Source organism: Serratia sp. CY83965 (assembly GCF_052166375.1).
GTDB classification, from domain to species: domain Bacteria; phylum Pseudomonadota; class Gammaproteobacteria; order Enterobacterales; family Enterobacteriaceae; genus Serratia; species Serratia marcescens.
In genome coordinates, this window is sequence record NZ_JBJNOV010000016.1 from 20,310 (window position 1) to 35,006 (window position 14,697).

Annotated in this window: 16 protein-coding genes; 12 read left to right on the forward strand and 4 right to left on the reverse strand. The window is 60.1% G+C overall.

The features are described 5' to 3' along the window. Positions 1-9: 9 nt before the first annotated feature. Positions 10-1,611, reverse strand: a complete 1,602-nt coding sequence (gene nadB / locus ACJ8PL_RS21555) for an L-aspartate oxidase (protein ID WP_016929796.1) — start codon at positions 1,609-1,611, stop codon at positions 10-12. Positions 1,612-1,825: 214 nt separating this feature from the next. On the opposite strand from nadB, the gene rpoE reads away from it, so the two are divergent. Genes rpoE through rseC form a run of 4 tightly spaced genes read left to right on the forward strand, consistent with a single transcriptional unit; the run spans position 1,826 to position 4,517 of the window. Further along, positions 1,826-2,401 (forward strand): RNA polymerase sigma factor RpoE, encoded by a 576-nt coding sequence (rpoE, locus tag ACJ8PL_RS21560; RefSeq protein WP_004929136.1) that lies wholly within the window; start codon positions 1,826-1,828, stop codon positions 2,399-2,401. 30 nt (positions 2,402-2,431) lie between these two features. Continuing rightward, positions 2,432-3,085 (forward strand): anti-sigma-E factor RseA, encoded by a 654-nt coding sequence (gene rseA, locus ACJ8PL_RS21565; protein ID WP_016929795.1) that lies wholly within the window; start codon positions 2,432-2,434, stop codon positions 3,083-3,085. Next, entirely contained in the window at positions 3,085-4,041 is a 957-nt protein-coding gene (gene rseB, locus ACJ8PL_RS21570; RefSeq protein WP_016929794.1) for a sigma-E factor regulatory protein RseB, read from the forward strand. Before rseA ends, rseB begins: the two co-directional genes overlap by 1 nt. Beyond that, positions 4,041-4,517, forward strand: a complete 477-nt coding sequence (rseC, locus tag ACJ8PL_RS21575) for a SoxR-reducing system protein RseC (RefSeq protein ID WP_048794671.1) — start codon at positions 4,041-4,043, stop codon at positions 4,515-4,517. Before rseB ends, rseC begins: the two co-directional genes overlap by 1 nt. Here rseC and ACJ8PL_RS21580 read toward each other — a convergent pair. Then, a complete protein-coding gene (locus tag ACJ8PL_RS21580) occupies positions 4,514-5,350 on the reverse strand; it encodes a hypothetical protein (protein WP_016929793.1) in 837 nt (278 codons plus the stop codon). The genes rseC and ACJ8PL_RS21580 overlap by 4 nt on opposite strands. Before the next feature lie 519 nt (positions 5,351-5,869). Here ACJ8PL_RS21580 and lepA point away from each other — a divergent pair. The 7 genes from lepA (at position 5,870) to acpS (ending at position 12,420) form a co-directional block, all read left to right on the forward strand. After that, on the forward strand, positions 5,870-7,669 hold the full coding sequence (gene lepA / locus ACJ8PL_RS21585; RefSeq protein WP_016929792.1) for a translation elongation factor 4: 1,800 nt from the start codon (positions 5,870-5,872) through the stop codon (positions 7,667-7,669). Between the two features lie 32 nt (positions 7,670-7,701). After that, on the forward strand, positions 7,702-8,679 hold the full coding sequence (gene lepB, locus ACJ8PL_RS21590; RefSeq protein WP_016929791.1) for a signal peptidase I: 978 nt from the start codon (positions 7,702-7,704) through the stop codon (positions 8,677-8,679). 234 nt (positions 8,680-8,913) lie between these two features. After that, a complete protein-coding gene (rnc, locus tag ACJ8PL_RS21595; RefSeq protein ID WP_004929158.1) occupies positions 8,914-9,594 on the forward strand; it encodes a ribonuclease III in 681 nt (226 codons plus the stop codon). Beyond that, positions 9,591-10,499, forward strand: coding sequence for a GTPase Era (gene era / locus ACJ8PL_RS21600; protein WP_004929162.1), 909 nt, complete (start codon positions 9,591-9,593; stop codon positions 10,497-10,499). The genes rnc and era overlap by 4 nt, the downstream gene beginning before the upstream one ends. Positions 10,500-10,505: 6 nt before the next feature. Beyond that, positions 10,506-11,237, forward strand: coding sequence for a DNA repair protein RecO (recO, locus tag ACJ8PL_RS21605; RefSeq protein WP_004929165.1), 732 nt, complete (start codon positions 10,506-10,508; stop codon positions 11,235-11,237). A gap of 71 nt (positions 11,238-11,308) precedes the next feature. Then, positions 11,309-12,040: a pyridoxine 5'-phosphate synthase gene (pdxJ, locus tag ACJ8PL_RS21610; protein ID WP_016929790.1), complete on the forward strand. Its 732-nt coding sequence runs from the start codon at positions 11,309-11,311 to the stop codon at positions 12,038-12,040. Further along, positions 12,040-12,420 (forward strand): holo-ACP synthase, encoded by a 381-nt coding sequence (gene acpS, locus ACJ8PL_RS21615; protein WP_004929169.1) that lies wholly within the window; start codon positions 12,040-12,042, stop codon positions 12,418-12,420. The genes pdxJ and acpS overlap by 1 nt, the downstream gene beginning before the upstream one ends. A 44-nt stretch (positions 12,421-12,464) precedes the next feature. On the opposite strand, the gene ACJ8PL_RS21620 is transcribed toward acpS, so the two are convergent. Both ACJ8PL_RS21620 and ACJ8PL_RS21625 read right to left on the reverse strand, forming a co-directional pair. After that, complete coding sequence (locus ACJ8PL_RS21620; RefSeq protein WP_016929789.1) at positions 12,465-12,725, reverse strand: YfhL family 4Fe-4S dicluster ferredoxin; 261 nt, start codon at positions 12,723-12,725, stop codon at positions 12,465-12,467. Positions 12,726-12,777: 52 nt separating this feature from the next. Then, positions 12,778-13,626 (reverse strand): MurR/RpiR family transcriptional regulator, encoded by an 849-nt coding sequence (locus ACJ8PL_RS21625; protein WP_033639602.1) that lies wholly within the window; start codon positions 13,624-13,626, stop codon positions 12,778-12,780. A 167-nt stretch (positions 13,627-13,793) separates the two neighbouring features. Here ACJ8PL_RS21625 and murQ point away from each other — a divergent pair, with 167 nt between their 5' ends. Then, positions 13,794-14,687 carry an N-acetylmuramic acid 6-phosphate etherase gene (murQ, locus tag ACJ8PL_RS21630; RefSeq protein WP_442531376.1) on the forward strand — a complete coding sequence of 298 codons (894 nt, stop codon included), beginning with the start codon at positions 13,794-13,796 and terminating at the stop codon, positions 14,685-14,687. The last annotated feature ends 10 nt before the right edge of the window (positions 14,688-14,697 follow it).

A 14,697-nucleotide genomic window follows, 5' to 3' on the forward strand; every position in this document is an offset into this window, starting at 1 on the left:
TCGCTTCGTTTAAGGTTGCAAAATGGTCGGCAGCGCTTCCGGCAGCAAATCCGGGTAGTCCAGCGTGTAGTGCAGGCCGCGGCTCTCTTTGCGCGCCATGGCGCTGCGCACGATAAGCTCGGCCACCTGCACCAGATTGCGCAGCTCCAGCAGGTTGTTGGAGATGCGGAAGTGCGCGTAGTACTCGTCGATTTCCGCCTGCAGCGTGTTGATGCGGCGCAGGGCGCGCTCCAGCCGCTTGGTGGTGCGCACGATGCCGACGTAATCCCACATGAACAGCCGCAGCTCGTGCCAGTTGTGCTGGATCACCACCCGTTCGTCCGCATCATCCACCCGGCTCTCATCCCAGTGCGGCACCTGTTTGGCCTGCTGGATGAACGGCAGGCGCTGCAGAATGTCTTCCGCCGCCGACCAACCGTAAACCAGGCACTCCAGCAGCGAATTCGACGCCATGCGGTTGGCGCCGTGCAGGCCGGTGTAGCTGACCTCGCCGATGGCGTACAGCCCGTCGAGATCGGTGCGGCCATGCTGATCGACCATCACGCCGCCGCAGGTGTAGTGCGCCGCCGGAACGATGGGGATCGGTTGCCGGGTCAGATCGAAGCCCAGCGTCAGCAGCTTTTCGTGGATCATCGGGAAGTGCTGAGTGATGAATTCCGCCGGCTTGTGGCTGATGTCCAGGTACATGCAGTCGGCGCCCAGGCGCTTCATTTCATGGTCGATGGCGCGGGCGACGATATCGCGCGGGGCCAGTTCGCCACGCGGATCGAAATCCGGCATAAAGCGGCTGCCGTCCGGGCGCTTCAGGTAAGCCCCTTCGCCGCGCAGCGCTTCGGTCAGCAGAAAGTTGCGCGCCTGCGGATGGAACAGGCAGGTCGGGTGGAACTGGTTGAATTCCAGGTTGGCGACCCGGCAGCCGGCGCGCCAGGCCATGGCGATGCCGTCGCCGGAGGAGATGTCCGGGTTGGTGGTGTATTGGTACACCTTGGCCGCGCCGCCGGTGGCCAGCACCACCGTTTTGGCTCGGTAGGTTTCCACCCGTTCCAGCTCGCGGTTCCAGACGTAAGCGCCCACCACTCGGCGGGTGCCCGGCAGGCCGATTTTGTTCGAGGTGATAAGGTCAACCGCGTTGCGGCGTTCCATCACGCAAATATTGGGGTGAGCGCTTGCTTTCCCCACCAGCGTGGTCTCTACTTCCTTACCGGTAGCGTCCGCGGCGTGCAGGATGCGGCGATGGCTGTGGCCGCCTTCGCGCGTGAGGTGATAATGCGCCTCGCCCTGTGCGTTGACCTCGGTGTCGAACAGCACGCCCTGATCGATCAGCCACTGCACGCAGTGGCGCGCGTTGCCGGCGATGAATTCGACGGCCTCTTTGTCGCACAGGCCGGCGCCGGCAATCAAAGTGTCATCAACGTGTGAGGCAATGCTGTCCGTCTCATCGAACACCGCGGCGATCCCGCCCTGGGCGTAAAAGGTGGCGCCCTCGCTGAGCGGCCCCTTGCTGAGGACGGTAACCTTGCAATGCTGCGCCAGGCGCAGCGCCAGTGACAGGCCCGCAGCGCCGCTGCCGACGATCAGGACATCGCTAACATGTTCAGATGATGGTTGCATAACGTATGATGTGTGCAGAAGAAGAGTGAATTTCATGTTAGCCTAACTGTCCGGGCAAAAGCCACGGATAGGGTGACATCAACAGAAAAAACAATGGCGATATGGAACTTCGTGTTCTATATGAACTCCAAGCGAGTGCTTGCTCAGGAAAATAATGTATGGCTGGCAGTACAATTTTACGCGTGGAGACGGATTTGGGGAGAGTTTACCTCGGATGAGCGAGCAGTTAACGGATCAAGTTCTGGTCGAGCGGGTCCAAAAGGGCGACCAGAAGTCGTTTAACCTACTGGTAGTGCGCTATCAGCATAAGGTGGCGAGTCTCGTTTCCCGCTATGTGCCGCAGGGCGATGTGCCCGATGTGGTGCAGGAGTCGTTTATCAAGGCCTATCGCGCACTGGAATCGTTCCGTGGCGACAGCGCTTTTTATACCTGGTTGTATCGAATCGCCGTGAACACGGCAAAGAATTATCTGGTTGCTCAGGGGCGCCGTCCGCCATCCAGTGATGTGGACGCCAACGATGCGGAAAATTACGAAAGTGCGGGCGCACTGAAAGAAATTTCGAACCCTGAGAACTTAATGTTGTCAGAAGAGCTGAGACAGATAGTTTTCCGTACCATTGAGTCGCTCCCTGAGGATCTTCGCATGGCGATTACCCTGCGGGAGTTGGATGGTCTAAGCTACGAAGAGATAGCCGCCATCATGGATTGCCCGGTCGGAACCGTACGTTCGCGTATTTTCCGCGCCCGGGAAGCTATCGATAATAAAGTTCAACCGCTGATCCAGCGTTAGCAATGGCGGGCACAGGAAGGGTACTTAGGCATGCAGAAAGAAAAGCTTTCCGCTCTGATGGATGGTGAATCGTTCGACAGCGAGCTGTTGAGTTCTCTGTCGCAAGATCGAACGCTTCAACAAAGCTGGCAGAGCTATCACCTGATACGTGACACACTGCGAGGTGATGTCGGGCAAGTGATGCATCTCGACATCGCCGATCGCGTCGCCGCTGCACTTGAGAAAGAACCCGCCCGGCTGGTGCCTTCCGCCGTTCAGGAATCTCAGCCGCAGCCTCACACCTGGCAGAAAATGCCGTTCTGGGACAAAGTGCGTCCTTGGGCGAGCCAGATTACGCAAATCGGCATGGCGGCCTGCGTGTCGCTGGCGGTGATCGTCGGCGTGCAGCAGTACAACCAGCCTTCTGCGCCATCGAACGCGTCCGAATCGCCGGCCTTCACCACGCTGCCGATCATGGGCCAGGCCTCGCCGGTCAGCCTGGGCGTACCTGCCGACAGTTTCTCCACCGGCAGCGGCCAACAGCAGCAGGTGCAGGAACAGCGCAAGCGTATCAACGCCATGCTGCAGGACTATGAACTGCAACGTCGCCTGCATTCGGATCAGCTGCAGCTTGAGCAAGGCAACCCGCAACAGGCTGCCATTCAGGTTCCCGGAACTCAGTCTTTAGGAATGCAACAGCAGTAATGAAGCAAATCTGGTTCTCCGTTTGTTTATTGACGGGCAGCCTGCTCTATTCCAGCATCGCCCCGGCGCAGCCAACTGCGTCCGGGGCGTTATTGCAACAGATGAGCAGCGCCAGCCGTTCTCTCAATTACGAGCTCGCCTACATCAGCGTCAGCAAGCAGGGAATCGAGTCGTTGCGCTATCGCCATGCGGTGATCGGCAACGTGCCGCTCGGCCAGCTGCTGCATATGGACGGCCCGCGCCGCGAAGTGTTGCAGCGCGGCGGCGGGATCAGCTACTTCGAACCCGGTCTGGAACCGTTCACGCTCACCGGCGATCACATCGTCGATGCGCTGCCGGCGATCGTCTATGCTGATTTCACTCGTCTGGCGAAGTATTACGACTTCATCTCCGTGGGCAGCACCCGCATCGCCGATCGGCCGTGTGAAGTGCTGCGCGTGGTGGCGCGCGACGGTTCCCGCTACAGCTACATCGTTTGGATGGACGAAGACACCAAGCTGCCGCTGCGGGTGGATCTACTCGATCGCGACGGCGAAACGCTGGAGCAATATCGGGTGATCTCCTTCGCGGTCGGCGCCGACGTGCAGGGCGCGATGCAGGGGCTGCTCAAGGCCAATTTGCCGCCGCTGCTGTCGCTGCCGGCGGTGGAAAACGTCCAGCTCAGCTGGAGCACCGGCTGGCTGCCGGCCGGCGTGGACGAGGTGGCGCGCAATCGCCGCAAATTGCCGAACGTCGCCGTGCCGGTGGAGTCCCGGCTCTACAGCGACGGTCTGTTCAGCTTCTCGGTCAACGTCAGCCCGGCGGGCAGCGGCGCCGGGCAGCAGTACTACCGTCAGGGGCGCCGCACCATTCAGACCGAAGTGCGCGCGGGCAACGAAATCACGATTGTGGGCGAATTGCCGCCGGCGACGGCCAAGCGCATCGCCGACAGCATTTCTTTCAAGGTATCGCCGTAATGATGAAAGAGTGGGCCACGGTGGTATCGTGGCAACAGGGCGTAGCGCTGCTGCGCTGTGAACCCAAGGCCGGCTGCGGCAGCTGCACCGCGCGCTCCGGCTGTGGCGCGCGTGCGCTGAACGAGCTGGTGCCGGAAACCGAGCATCAGCTGCAGGTACATATCGATCAGCCGCTCGAACCGGGGCAGCGCGTCGAGGTCGGCATCGCGGAAGGCAGCCTGCTGCGCTCCGCCATGCTGGTTTACCTGACGCCGCTGCTGGGCATGATGTTGGGCGGCACATTGCTGCAATATTGTTTCGGCAGCGACGCCTCGGCGGCAGTCGGCGCCGTATTGGGCGGTGGTGCGGCCTTTATGCTGGCTCGCCGCTTGGCTCGACGTCTGGGTGAGCAGGCCGATTACCAGCCGGTGGTGCTGCAGATTGGGTTGCCGCCTACCGCGATGCGCCTGCAGGCGGAAAACTCCCCGCTGATTTAAACCGATGGCCGCGTCATCGCCGGGTTGTGATAGGCGGGGATGCGGTTGTGGATCATATGCTCCAACAGCGCGATGAACAGATCGGCGCTGAGCAGCGAATCGTAGTTAATCGCGAACAGCACATTTCCCTGGCCATCGAATAAGCGGATGCCGCGCTGCGGATGATTTTCCAACGTGCGGATCTGTTCGATAGGCACGTTTCCCCGTTCCGTCGTCAGCAGGGTGGCGCTCAGCCGCAGCGTTTCGGCCGGCGTGCCTTGCCGCTTGCCGAGCAGTAACTGCCACAGCCAGCGCGCGTCGCCCTCTATGGTGTGAAACGACACCGTCCCCCCCTGATAGAGCGCATTCAGCGCCAGCGGCCCGCGCTGCTGCAGCTGTTGGTCGACGATTACGTCCGCCAATCGCCACGAGTGGGCGACGTTGCTGAAAACCGTGCACCAGGGCTGATCCGCACCGGCGCGGAACGCCGTAACGTCAAACAGCCCGCCAAAAGCCTGGCCGCCGCGAAAGCGATAGATGTCGCTGATCTTCTCAAACGGGATGAAACGCTCTTTGTGATGGTGGCTGTCAAAGACCCGCACGCCGTGCTCGTACAGACGATAAGTCAGCGCCGGACGCAGATAATGCCGCAGCGCCAGCAGCGTACAGCCGAGTAAAATCGTGCCCGCGCCGGCCTGCAACAGCGTGATGACCTGGCTCTCGTCAATGCTGCTCAGCAGCGGCAGCACCAACAGCGCCGCCCCCACACTAAACAGCAGCGCCGCCGCCGCCAGTATGCCCCAGTTGACCTTTGAAAAATCGTGCCGGCTCAGCATTTGCCCTTTATCGATCATAATGCACCTTCCAATCAACGTACGCAGATATGCTGGTGAACCCCGGTGGGCTGCCGATGTAGTGCCCTGAATAATGTTTTGTCGCGGAGCTCATGCCCTTTCTATCCGAGGGACGGTGGTGGCGTATATGGGGTTTTTCCTAAAGGAAGTGGGGCAAAATGGAATTCTAAGAGGTTGATCCAAATATTCTTTTTTTATAATTTCGGAGAGGGTTTATTGCGCTGTGGCCGGTTATGTATTAATGCCGGAGTTTGACGGCCACGAAGCACCGGCAAGCCTTGGGTTCAGGCCGCATCGTCCGCGTTAACATCTGTTTTCACCCGCCGGGGCGCCCTGTAACATTTAGCGGCGCATAATAGAATGCCTTCACTGCACCGATCGCTAGGTTTTCAGTGGTGTGGCATGTAGAATGCAGCGATTCAGGTGCAAGACGGCCTCACCCATTCACTGTCGCTTTAGGTCCATGCGGGTTTCTATAGGCGAGTAATTCAGAAATACCAAGGCAGAAAAACTTTTATAATGAAGCATATACGAAATTTCTCCATTATTGCCCATATTGACCACGGTAAGTCGACGCTGTCTGACCGCATTATCCAAATCTGCGGTGGCTTGACCGACCGTGAAATGGCTGCGCAGGTGCTCGATTCCATGGATCTGGAGCGTGAGCGCGGCATCACCATCAAGGCGCAGAGCGTGACGCTGGATTATAAAGCGCAGGATGGGCAGACCTATCAGCTTAACTTTATCGACACTCCCGGCCACGTTGACTTCTCCTATGAAGTTTCCCGCTCGCTGGCGGCCTGCGAAGGCGCGCTGCTGGTGGTGGACGCCGGCCAGGGCGTAGAAGCCCAGACGCTGGCCAACTGCTACACCGCGATCGAAATGGATCTGGAAGTGGTGCCGGTGTTGAACAAAATCGACCTGCCGGCCGCCGATCCGGATCGCGCCGCGCAGGAAATCGAAGACATCGTCGGCATCGACGCCACCGATGCCGTGCGCTGCTCGGCCAAAACTGGCGTCGGCGTGCCCGACGTGCTGGAGCGCCTGGTGCGCGACATCCCGCCGCCGCAGGGCGATCCGGAGGCGCCGCTGCAGGCGCTGATCATCGACTCCTGGTTCGATAACTACCTGGGCGTCGTGTCTCTGGTGCGCGTCAAGAACGGCACCCTGCGCAAGGGCGACAAGATCAAGGTCATGAGCACCGGTCAGGTGTATAACGCCGATCGTTTGGGCATCTTCACGCCGAAGCAGGTCGATCGCGACGTGCTGAACTGCGGCGAAGTGGGTTGGCTGGTCTGCGCGATCAAAGATATCCTCGGCGCGCCGGTGGGCGATACCCTGACGCAGGCGCGTCAGCCGGCGGATAAAGCGCTGCCGGGCTTCAAGAAAGTGAAGCCGCAGGTGTACGCCGGTCTGTTCCCAATCAGCTCCGACGACTATGAATCTTTCCGTGATGCGCTGGGCAAGTTGAGCCTTAACGACGCTTCCCTGTTCTACGAGCCGGAAAGCTCCACCGCGTTGGGCTTCGGCTTCCGCTGCGGCTTCCTCGGTCTGCTGCACATGGAGATCATTCAGGAGCGTCTGGAGCGTGAATACGATCTGGATCTGATCACCACCGCGCCGACGGTAGTCTACGAAGTGGAAACCACCGGCAAAGAAGTGATCTACGTCGACAGCCCGTCCAAGCTGCCGCCGCTGAACAACATCCAGGAACTGCGCGAGCCGATCGCCGAATGTCACATGCTGATGCCGCAGGAATACCTGGGCAACGTCATCACCCTGTGCGTTGAGAAGCGCGGCGTGCAGACCAACATGGTCTACCACGGCAACCAGGTGGCGCTGACTTATGAAATCCCGATGGCGGAAGTGGTGCTCGACTTCTTCGACCGCCTGAAGTCCACGTCGCGCGGTTATGCGTCGCTGGATTACAACTTCAAGCGCTTCCAGGCCTCCGACATGGTGCGCGTGGACGTGCTGATCAACAACGAGCGCGTGGATGCGCTGGCGCTGATCACCCACCGCGACAACTCGCAGTACCGCGGCCGTGAACTGGTGGAGAAGATGAAAGATCTGATCCCGCGTCAGCAGTTCGACATCGCGATTCAGGCGGCGATCGGCACGCATATCATCGCGCGCTCCACCGTGAAGCAGCTGCGTAAAAACGTGCTGGCGAAATGCTACGGCGGTGACGTCAGCCGTAAGAAAAAGCTGCTGCAGAAACAGAAAGACGGTAAGAAACGCATGAAGCAGGTCGGCAACGTCGAGCTGCCGCAGGAAGCGTTCCTGGCCATTCTGCACGTCGGTAAAGACGGCAAGTAACCGCGACGAGTTCGCGAAACGAGGGAGTTTGCATGGCGAATATGTTTGCCCTGGTCCTGGCGTTGGCCACTCTGGTCACCGGGATCATCTGGTGCTTCGAGCGCTTTAAATGGGCGCCGGCCCGCCGCGCGAAGATCGCGGCGGTCAACGAACAGACCGCGGGCGCCGTCGACGATAAAACGCTGGCGAAAGTGGCGAAGCAGCCTGGTTGGGTAGAGACTGGCGCATCGGTGTTCCCGGTGTTGCTGCTGGTCTTTGTGGTGCGTTCGTTTATTTACGAACCATTCCAGATCCCGTCCGGATCAATGATGCCGACGCTGTTGATTGGCGATTTCATTCTGGTGGAGAAATATGCCTACGGCATTAAAGATCCGATTACCCAGACGACGCTCATTGAAACCGGCCATCCGAAGCGTGGCGATATTGCGGTATTTAAATATCCGCTGGATCCGAAGCTGGATTATATCAAGCGCGTGATTGGCCTGCCGGGCGACCGTATTACTTACGATCCGGTGAATAAGCGCGTCACGGTGCAGCCGTCCTGCAACAGCGGGCAGTCCTGCGATACCGCGCTGGCCGTGACCTACGCCGATGCGCAGCCGAGCGACTTCGTGCAGCTGTTCAGCCGCAGCGGCATGGGCGAGGCCAGCAACGGCTTCTATCAGATCCCGCTGAACGATAACGTGCCGTCGGGCGGCATTCGCATGCGTGAGCGCCAGGAAAGCCTCGGCAACGTTACGCATCGCATCCTGACCGTGCCGGACGCGCAGGATCGGGTGGGCGCTTACTATCAACAGCCGGGCAAACCGTTGGCGGAGTGGGTGGTGCCGGCCGGGCATTACTTCATGATGGGCGACAACCGTGACAACAGCGCGGACAGCCGTTACTGGGGCTTTGTGCCGGAGAAGAATCTGGTGGGCAAAGCCACAGCCATCTGGATGAGCTTTGAAAAACAGGAAGGCGAGTGGCCTACCGGCGTGCGTTTCAGCCGGATCGGCGGCATTCATTAATCGCTGATTTATTCCCTGTCAATTTCACGCCGCAGCCTACTGCGGCGTGAAAGATTAAGGGGATATAAACACAGCATTATGTTTCCACTCGTTGTAGAATACTTTCTCGAGCGATAAAAGTTGGCTCCTGCTGGGAGCCACTGCAAACGAAACAGCTTTGGATCGGCTTTCGGCGAAGCAGGCCTGTTCCGTGTGCTGCAAGTTTTTGACGCATTCTTGATCTATTGGTAACTCATGAACCCCATCGTAATAAACAGGCTGCAGCGGAAGCTGGGCTACACTTTTCAACAGCAGGAGCTTTTACTGCAGGCTTTGACTCACCGCAGCGCCAGCAGTAAACACAATGAACGTCTTGAGTTTCTGGGTGACTCGATTCTGAGCTTTGTCATCGCCAATGCGCTCTATCACCGTTTTCCTCGCGTAGACGAGGGCGACATGAGCCGCATGCGCGCCACGCTGGTGCGCGGCAACACGCTGGCGGAGATGGCGCGCGAGTTTGACCTGGGCGAATGTCTGCGGCTTGGGCCGGGCGAATTGAAAAGTGGTGGGTTCCGCCGCGAGTCAATCCTGGCGGATACGGTGGAGGCATTGATCGGCGGCGTGTTCCTGGACAGCGACATCCAGACCGTCGAGCGCCTGATTTTGGACTGGTATCGCAGCCGGTTGGACGAAATCAGCCCCGGCGATAAGCAGAAAGACCCGAAAACCCGTTTGCAGGAATTTTTGCAGGGGCGTCATCTGCCGTTGCCTTCTTATTTGGTGGTGCAGGTTCGCGGAGAAGCGCACGACCAGGAGTTTACCATCCACTGCCAGGTGAGTGGTTTGAGCGAGCCCGTGGTGGGCACCGGCTCGAGCCGCCGTAAAGCCGAGCAGGCGGCAGCGGAACAAGCGCTGAAAAAGCTGGAGCTTGAATGAGCGAAGTAAAACAACACTGCGGGTTTATCGCCATCGTCGGCCGCCCGAACGTGGGCAAATCGACGTTGCTGAACCAACTGCTGGGGCAGAAGGTTTCCATTACGTCGCGTAAGCCGCAGACGACCCGTCACCGCATCATGGGCATCGACACCGATGGCGCCTATCAGGCGATCTACGTCGATACCCCAGGGCTGCACATCGAAGAAAAACGCGCCATCAACCGTTTGATGAACCGCGCGGCCAGCAGCTCGATCGGCGACGTTGAGCTGGTGATCTTCGTGGTCGAAGGCACCAACTGGACCGCCGACGACGAAATGGTGGTCAACAAGCTGCGCAGCCTGCGTTGCCCGGTACTGCTGGCGATCAACAAGGTCGATAACGTTACCGACAAATCCAAGCTGTTGCCGCATATCGCGTTCCTCAGCCAGCAGATGAATTTCCTCGACGTGGTGCCTATCTCCGCCGAGAAAGGGATGAACGTCGACACCATCGCCGGCATCGTGCGCAAGCTGCTGCCGGAAGCGGAACACCACTTCCCGGAAGATTACATCACCGATCGTTCCCAGCGCTTTATGGCGTCTGAGATCATCCGCGAGAAGCTGATGCGTTTCCTGGGCGAAGAGCTGCCGTACTCGGTGACGGTAGAAATCGAACAGTTCGTGGCCAACGATCGCGGCGGCTACGATGTGCACGGCCTGATCCTGGTTGAGCGCGAAGGCCAGAAGAAAATGGTCATCGGCAACAAGGGCGCCAAGATCAAAACCATCGGCATCGAAGCGCGCCAGGACATGGAACAGATGTTCGACGCTAAAGTGCATCTCGAGCTGTGGGTGAAAGTGAAATCCGGTTGGGCGGACGACGAACGTGCGCTGCGCAGCCTGGGCTATGTTGACGATCTGAAGTAACGATCCATGGACGGCTGGGAGCGCGCTTTCGTCCTGCATGGGCGGCCGTACAGTGAAACCAGTCTGATGCTGGATCTGTTTACCGAAGGTCATGGGCGGGTGCGTTTGCTGGCGAAAGGCGCGCGCAGCCGCCGCTCCAATCTGAAGGGTTGCCTGCAACCCTTTACCCCCCTGTTAGTGCGCTGGGGCGGCCGCGGCGAAGTGAAAACGCTGCGCAACGCCGAAGCGGTCTCTCTCGGTTTACCCCTCAGCGGCATGATGCTTTACAGCGGCCTGTACGTGAACGAACTGCTGGCGCGCGTGCTGGAGCAGGAAACCAACTACTCGGTGCTGTTCTTCGACTACTTGCAATGCCTGCAGGCGCTGGCGGCGGAAGACAGTTCGCCGGAACAGGCGCTGCGCCAGTTCGAGCTGGCTTTGTTGCATCATCTCGGCTACGGCCTCGATTTTCTGCACTGCGCCGGCAGCGGCCTGCCGGTGGATGACGCCATGACCTACCGCTACCGCGAAGAGAAAGGCTTTATCGCCAGCCTGGTGGTGGATCATTACAGCTTCACCGGGCGCGAACTGCGCGCGCTGGCGGAACGGCAGTTTCCCGATGCCGAGACGCTGCGCGCCGCCAAGCGCTTCACCCGCATGGCGCTGAAGCCCTACCTCGGCGGCAAGCCGTTGAAGAGCCGCGAACTGTTCCGCCAATTCGTGCGCAAACAGCCGAATACGCCGGTCGACGACGCCTGACCTTTTCCCCTTTTGCCGCCCTGCGCCCGCGTGTAAACTGCTGGCACTGAAAATCGTATTTAGAGGTTGTCATGGCTGATTTGCTGCTGGGCGTCAATATCGATCACATCGCCACGTTACGTAACGCGCGCGGAACCCAATACCCGGATCCGGTTCAGGCGGCATTCATTGCCGAACAGGCGGGAGCCGACGGCATTACCGTGCATCTGCGCGAAGATCGCCGCCATATCACCGACCGCGACGTGCGCTTGTTGCGCCAGACCATCCAGACGCGCATGAACCTGGAGATGGCGGTGACCGACGAGATGCTGGACATCGCCATTGAGCTGCAGCCGCATTTCTGCTGCCTGGTGCCGGAAAAACGCGAGGAAGTGACCACCGAAGGCGGCCTGGACGTCGCCGGCCAGCTGGACAAAATGAGCGTGGCGGTTGAGCGCCTGGCGCAGGCGGGCATTCTGGTTTCGCTGTTCATCGATCCCGATCATCGCCAGATCGACGCGGCGGTGGCGGTGGGCGCCCCTTACATCGAAATCCACACCGGCGCCTACGCGGAAGCGCAGGGCGAGCTGGCGGTACAGGCCGAGCTGCGTCGCATCGCGGTAGCCGCCGCCTACGCGGCCGAGAAGGGGCTGAAGGTCAACGCCGGCCACGGCCTGACCTACCATAACGTGCAGCCGATCGCCGCGCTGCCGGAAATGCACGAGCTCAACATCGGCCATGCGATTATCGGCCAGGCGGTGATGAGCGGGCTGCCGGCCGCGGTTGCCGACATGAAAGTGCTGATGCGGGAAGCGCGCCGGTAATGGCGGTGCTCGGGCTGGGTACCGACATCGTCGAGATGGCGCGTATCGAAGCGGTGGTGGAGCGTAGCGGCGATCGTCTGGCGCGCCGGGTGCTGAGCGACGCCGAGTGGGCGCTGTATCAGCAGCACCAGCAGCCGATCCGCTTTCTGGCCAAACGTTTCGCGGTGAAAGAGGCCGCCGCCAAGGCGTTCGGCACCGGCATTCGCAACGGCCTGGCGTTCAACCAGTTCGAAGTGTTCAACGATGCGCTGGGCAAGCCGAATATTCGTTTGCACGGTCGCGCCGCCGAACTGGCGGGGGAGATGGGGGTCACCGCGATCCACGTTTCGCTGGCCGACGAACGGCGTTATGCCTGCGCGACGGTGATCGTCGAAAGCTGAAAAGAGAAAGGGCGCCTGTGGCGCCCTTGTCAGTCCTGCGGCGATTAAATGCGATCGGCGTGGTGCAACACCACGAACTTGTCCCACAGCTGCTCATTAGTCTCGCGATGCTGCGGATCGGTGATGATGGTGTTGTCGATAGGGCAAACCTGCTGACAGGTCGGCGTATCGTAATGACCAACGCACTCGGTGCAGCGATCGGTATCGATTTGGTAAATGTCATCACCCATCGAAATTGCCTGGTTCGGGCATTCCGGCTCGCACATGTCGCAGTTGATGCATTTGCGTGTGATTAGCAGGGCCATGACGTATCTCTCATTATTAACAGGGGTATTTTCGCAGCGGCGATTATACCGGTTAAACCAACTTTTTCATTAACTGTTCGCTGTGCTTGATGCGATCGCGGGCATGATCGAGATCGTGCTGGATCAGGGCCATAAACAACAGGTCGGTGAGGGCGAACTGGGCCGTGCTGGAGGAGATGGCCGCGCTGCGGGTATGGGGCTCTTCGGCGATGGTATAGAGGCAGTGGTCCGCGCGCTGCTGCAGACCATTGGGCGAGAAGCTGGTCAGCGCCAGCACCCTGGCGCCGGCCTGGCGCGCCTCTTCCGCCGCCAGATTGATTTCACGCCGTTCGCCGCTAAAGGAGATAGCCAGCAGCAGATCGCGCTTGTCCAGCGCCTGCACCGCCGCCAACTGGACGTGCATGTCCGCTTCGGCCACCGCCATCACGCCGATTTTCAGCAGCTTGAAGGAAAAATCCTTGGCCACCAGCCCGGAGGCGCCGATGCCGATCAGCATCACCCGGCGCGCCTGGCGCAGCATGTCCAGCGCCTGATGCAGCCGTTCTTCGCTGTTGATGTCCAGCGTCGCGCGCAGCGCCGCCTGCTTTTCCGCCAGCAGCTTTTCACCGACGGTTTTCAGCGTGTCGCTGCTGAGGATGTGGTTGTGAACGGTCACTACCGGTTCAACCTGTGGCTGAGCCAGCGTCTCGCTCAGCGCCAGCTTCAGCGCCGGGAAACCTTTATAGCCCAGTTTTTGGGCGAACTTCACCACGCTCGACTGGCTGATGCCGGCCAACTGGGCCAGCTTTTGCGAGCTGAGATGGCGCGCCTGCTCGGCGTTATTCAGCAGAAAGTCCGCCAGCTTGCGGTCGTTTTGCGCCAGTGTCGGATACATCTGGCGAATGCGCAGAAGGGTACTCATTGTTCTTTCCCTGGAAACCAGCGGCCATTTTGCCATGCAGAGGGCGAAAACGCGCGGTGAAAATTTTTGTGAGCTCACCGTTAAAATAGCAAATAGCGCTCGCTTTGTTGAATAAAATATTCAAATATTGATTAAGTTTTGTGAATTAAAAATTCAAAGGTGAACAGATGAACTTAGGCGCACTGGTATCGGAAACCCGCAACCCGGCCACCATGGGGCTGGATGAAATGTCGACGCTGGACATGGTCCGCTGCTTTAACCAGGAAGATCGCAAGGTGCCGGAGGCGATTGAAAAGGTGCTGCCGGCGATCGCGCAGGCGGTCGATTTGGCCGCGGCGGCGCTGAAGGCCGGCGGGCGGCTGATTTATTTGGGCGCTGGCACCAGCGGGCGCCTGGGCGTATTGGATGCCTCCGAGTGCCCGCCGACCTTCGGCGTGCCGCACGGTGTGGTGGTGGGGCTAATCGCCGGCGGGCCGGGTGCGCTGCTCAAAGCGGTGGAGGGGGCGGAAGATGACGCAGCCCTGGGCGAGGCCGATCTCCGGGCGCTGAACCTGACCGCCGTCGATATGGTGGTGGGGTTGGCGGCCTCGGGGCGCACGCCTTACGTGATCGGCGCGCTGCGCTATGCGCGCGGGCTGGGTTGCCCGACGGCGGCCATCTCCTGCAACCCGGATTCGCCGATTGCGCACGAAGCGCAGGTGGCGATTTCGCCGGTGGTGGGGCCGGAGGCGCTGACCGGTTCGACGCGCCTGAAATCCGGCACTGCGCAGAAACTGGTGCTCAACATGCTGTCGACCGGCGCGATGGTCAAACTGGGCAAGGTCTACCAGAACCTGATGGTGGACGTGAAGGCCACCAACGTCAAACTGGTGGATCGCGCCTGCCGCATCGTGGTGGAGGCCACCGGCGCCGAACGCGCTCAGGCGGAAGCGGCGCTGGCGCAGACCGGCTTTGAGGTTAAACCGGCGATCCTGATGCTTTTGGCCGGCGTCAGCGCCGAAGAGGCGCAGCAGCGGCTGCAGCGGCACGATGGCTACCTGCGCGCGGCGCTGGCGCGTTAATTCACGGTGG

Excerpts from the sequence above, each read along its gene's own strand:
- rpoE (WP_004929136.1), top strand. The coding sequence starts at position 1,826 with ATGAGCGAGCAGTTAACGGATCAAGTTCTGGTCGAGCGGGTCCAAAAG.
- ACJ8PL_RS21580 (WP_016929793.1), bottom strand. The coding sequence starts at position 5,350 with ATGATCGATAAAGGGCAAATGCTGAGCCGGCACGATTTTTCAAAGGTC.
- era (WP_004929162.1), top strand. The coding sequence starts at position 9,591 with ATGAGCGAAGTAAAACAACACTGCGGGTTTATCGCCATCGTCGGCCGC.
- rseA (WP_016929795.1), top strand. The coding sequence starts at position 2,432 with ATGCAGAAAGAAAAGCTTTCCGCTCTGATGGATGGTGAATCGTTCGAC.
- rseB (WP_016929794.1), top strand. The coding sequence starts at position 3,085 with ATGAAGCAAATCTGGTTCTCCGTTTGTTTATTGACGGGCAGCCTGCTC.
- lepB (WP_016929791.1), top strand. The coding sequence starts at position 7,702 with ATGGCGAATATGTTTGCCCTGGTCCTGGCGTTGGCCACTCTGGTCACC.
- murQ (WP_442531376.1), top strand. The coding sequence starts at position 13,794 with ATGAACTTAGGCGCACTGGTATCGGAAACCCGCAACCCGGCCACCATG.
- rnc (WP_004929158.1), top strand. The coding sequence starts at position 8,914 with ATGAACCCCATCGTAATAAACAGGCTGCAGCGGAAGCTGGGCTACACT.
- ACJ8PL_RS21620 (WP_016929789.1), bottom strand. The coding sequence starts at position 12,725 with ATGGCCCTGCTAATCACACGCAAATGCATCAACTGCGACATGTGCGAG.
- recO (WP_004929165.1), top strand. The coding sequence starts at position 10,506 with ATGGACGGCTGGGAGCGCGCTTTCGTCCTGCATGGGCGGCCGTACAGT.
- ACJ8PL_RS21625 (WP_033639602.1), bottom strand. The coding sequence starts at position 13,626 with ATGAGTACCCTTCTGCGCATTCGCCAGATGTATCCGACACTGGCGCAA.
- nadB (WP_016929796.1), bottom strand. The coding sequence starts at position 1,611 with ATGCAACCATCATCTGAACATGTTAGCGATGTCCTGATCGTCGGCAGC.
- pdxJ (WP_016929790.1), top strand. The coding sequence starts at position 11,309 with ATGGCTGATTTGCTGCTGGGCGTCAATATCGATCACATCGCCACGTTA.
- lepA (WP_016929792.1), top strand. The coding sequence starts at position 5,870 with ATGAAGCATATACGAAATTTCTCCATTATTGCCCATATTGACCACGGT.
- rseC (WP_048794671.1), top strand. The coding sequence starts at position 4,041 with ATGATGAAAGAGTGGGCCACGGTGGTATCGTGGCAACAGGGCGTAGCG.
- acpS (WP_004929169.1), top strand. The coding sequence starts at position 12,040 with ATGGCGGTGCTCGGGCTGGGTACCGACATCGTCGAGATGGCGCGTATC.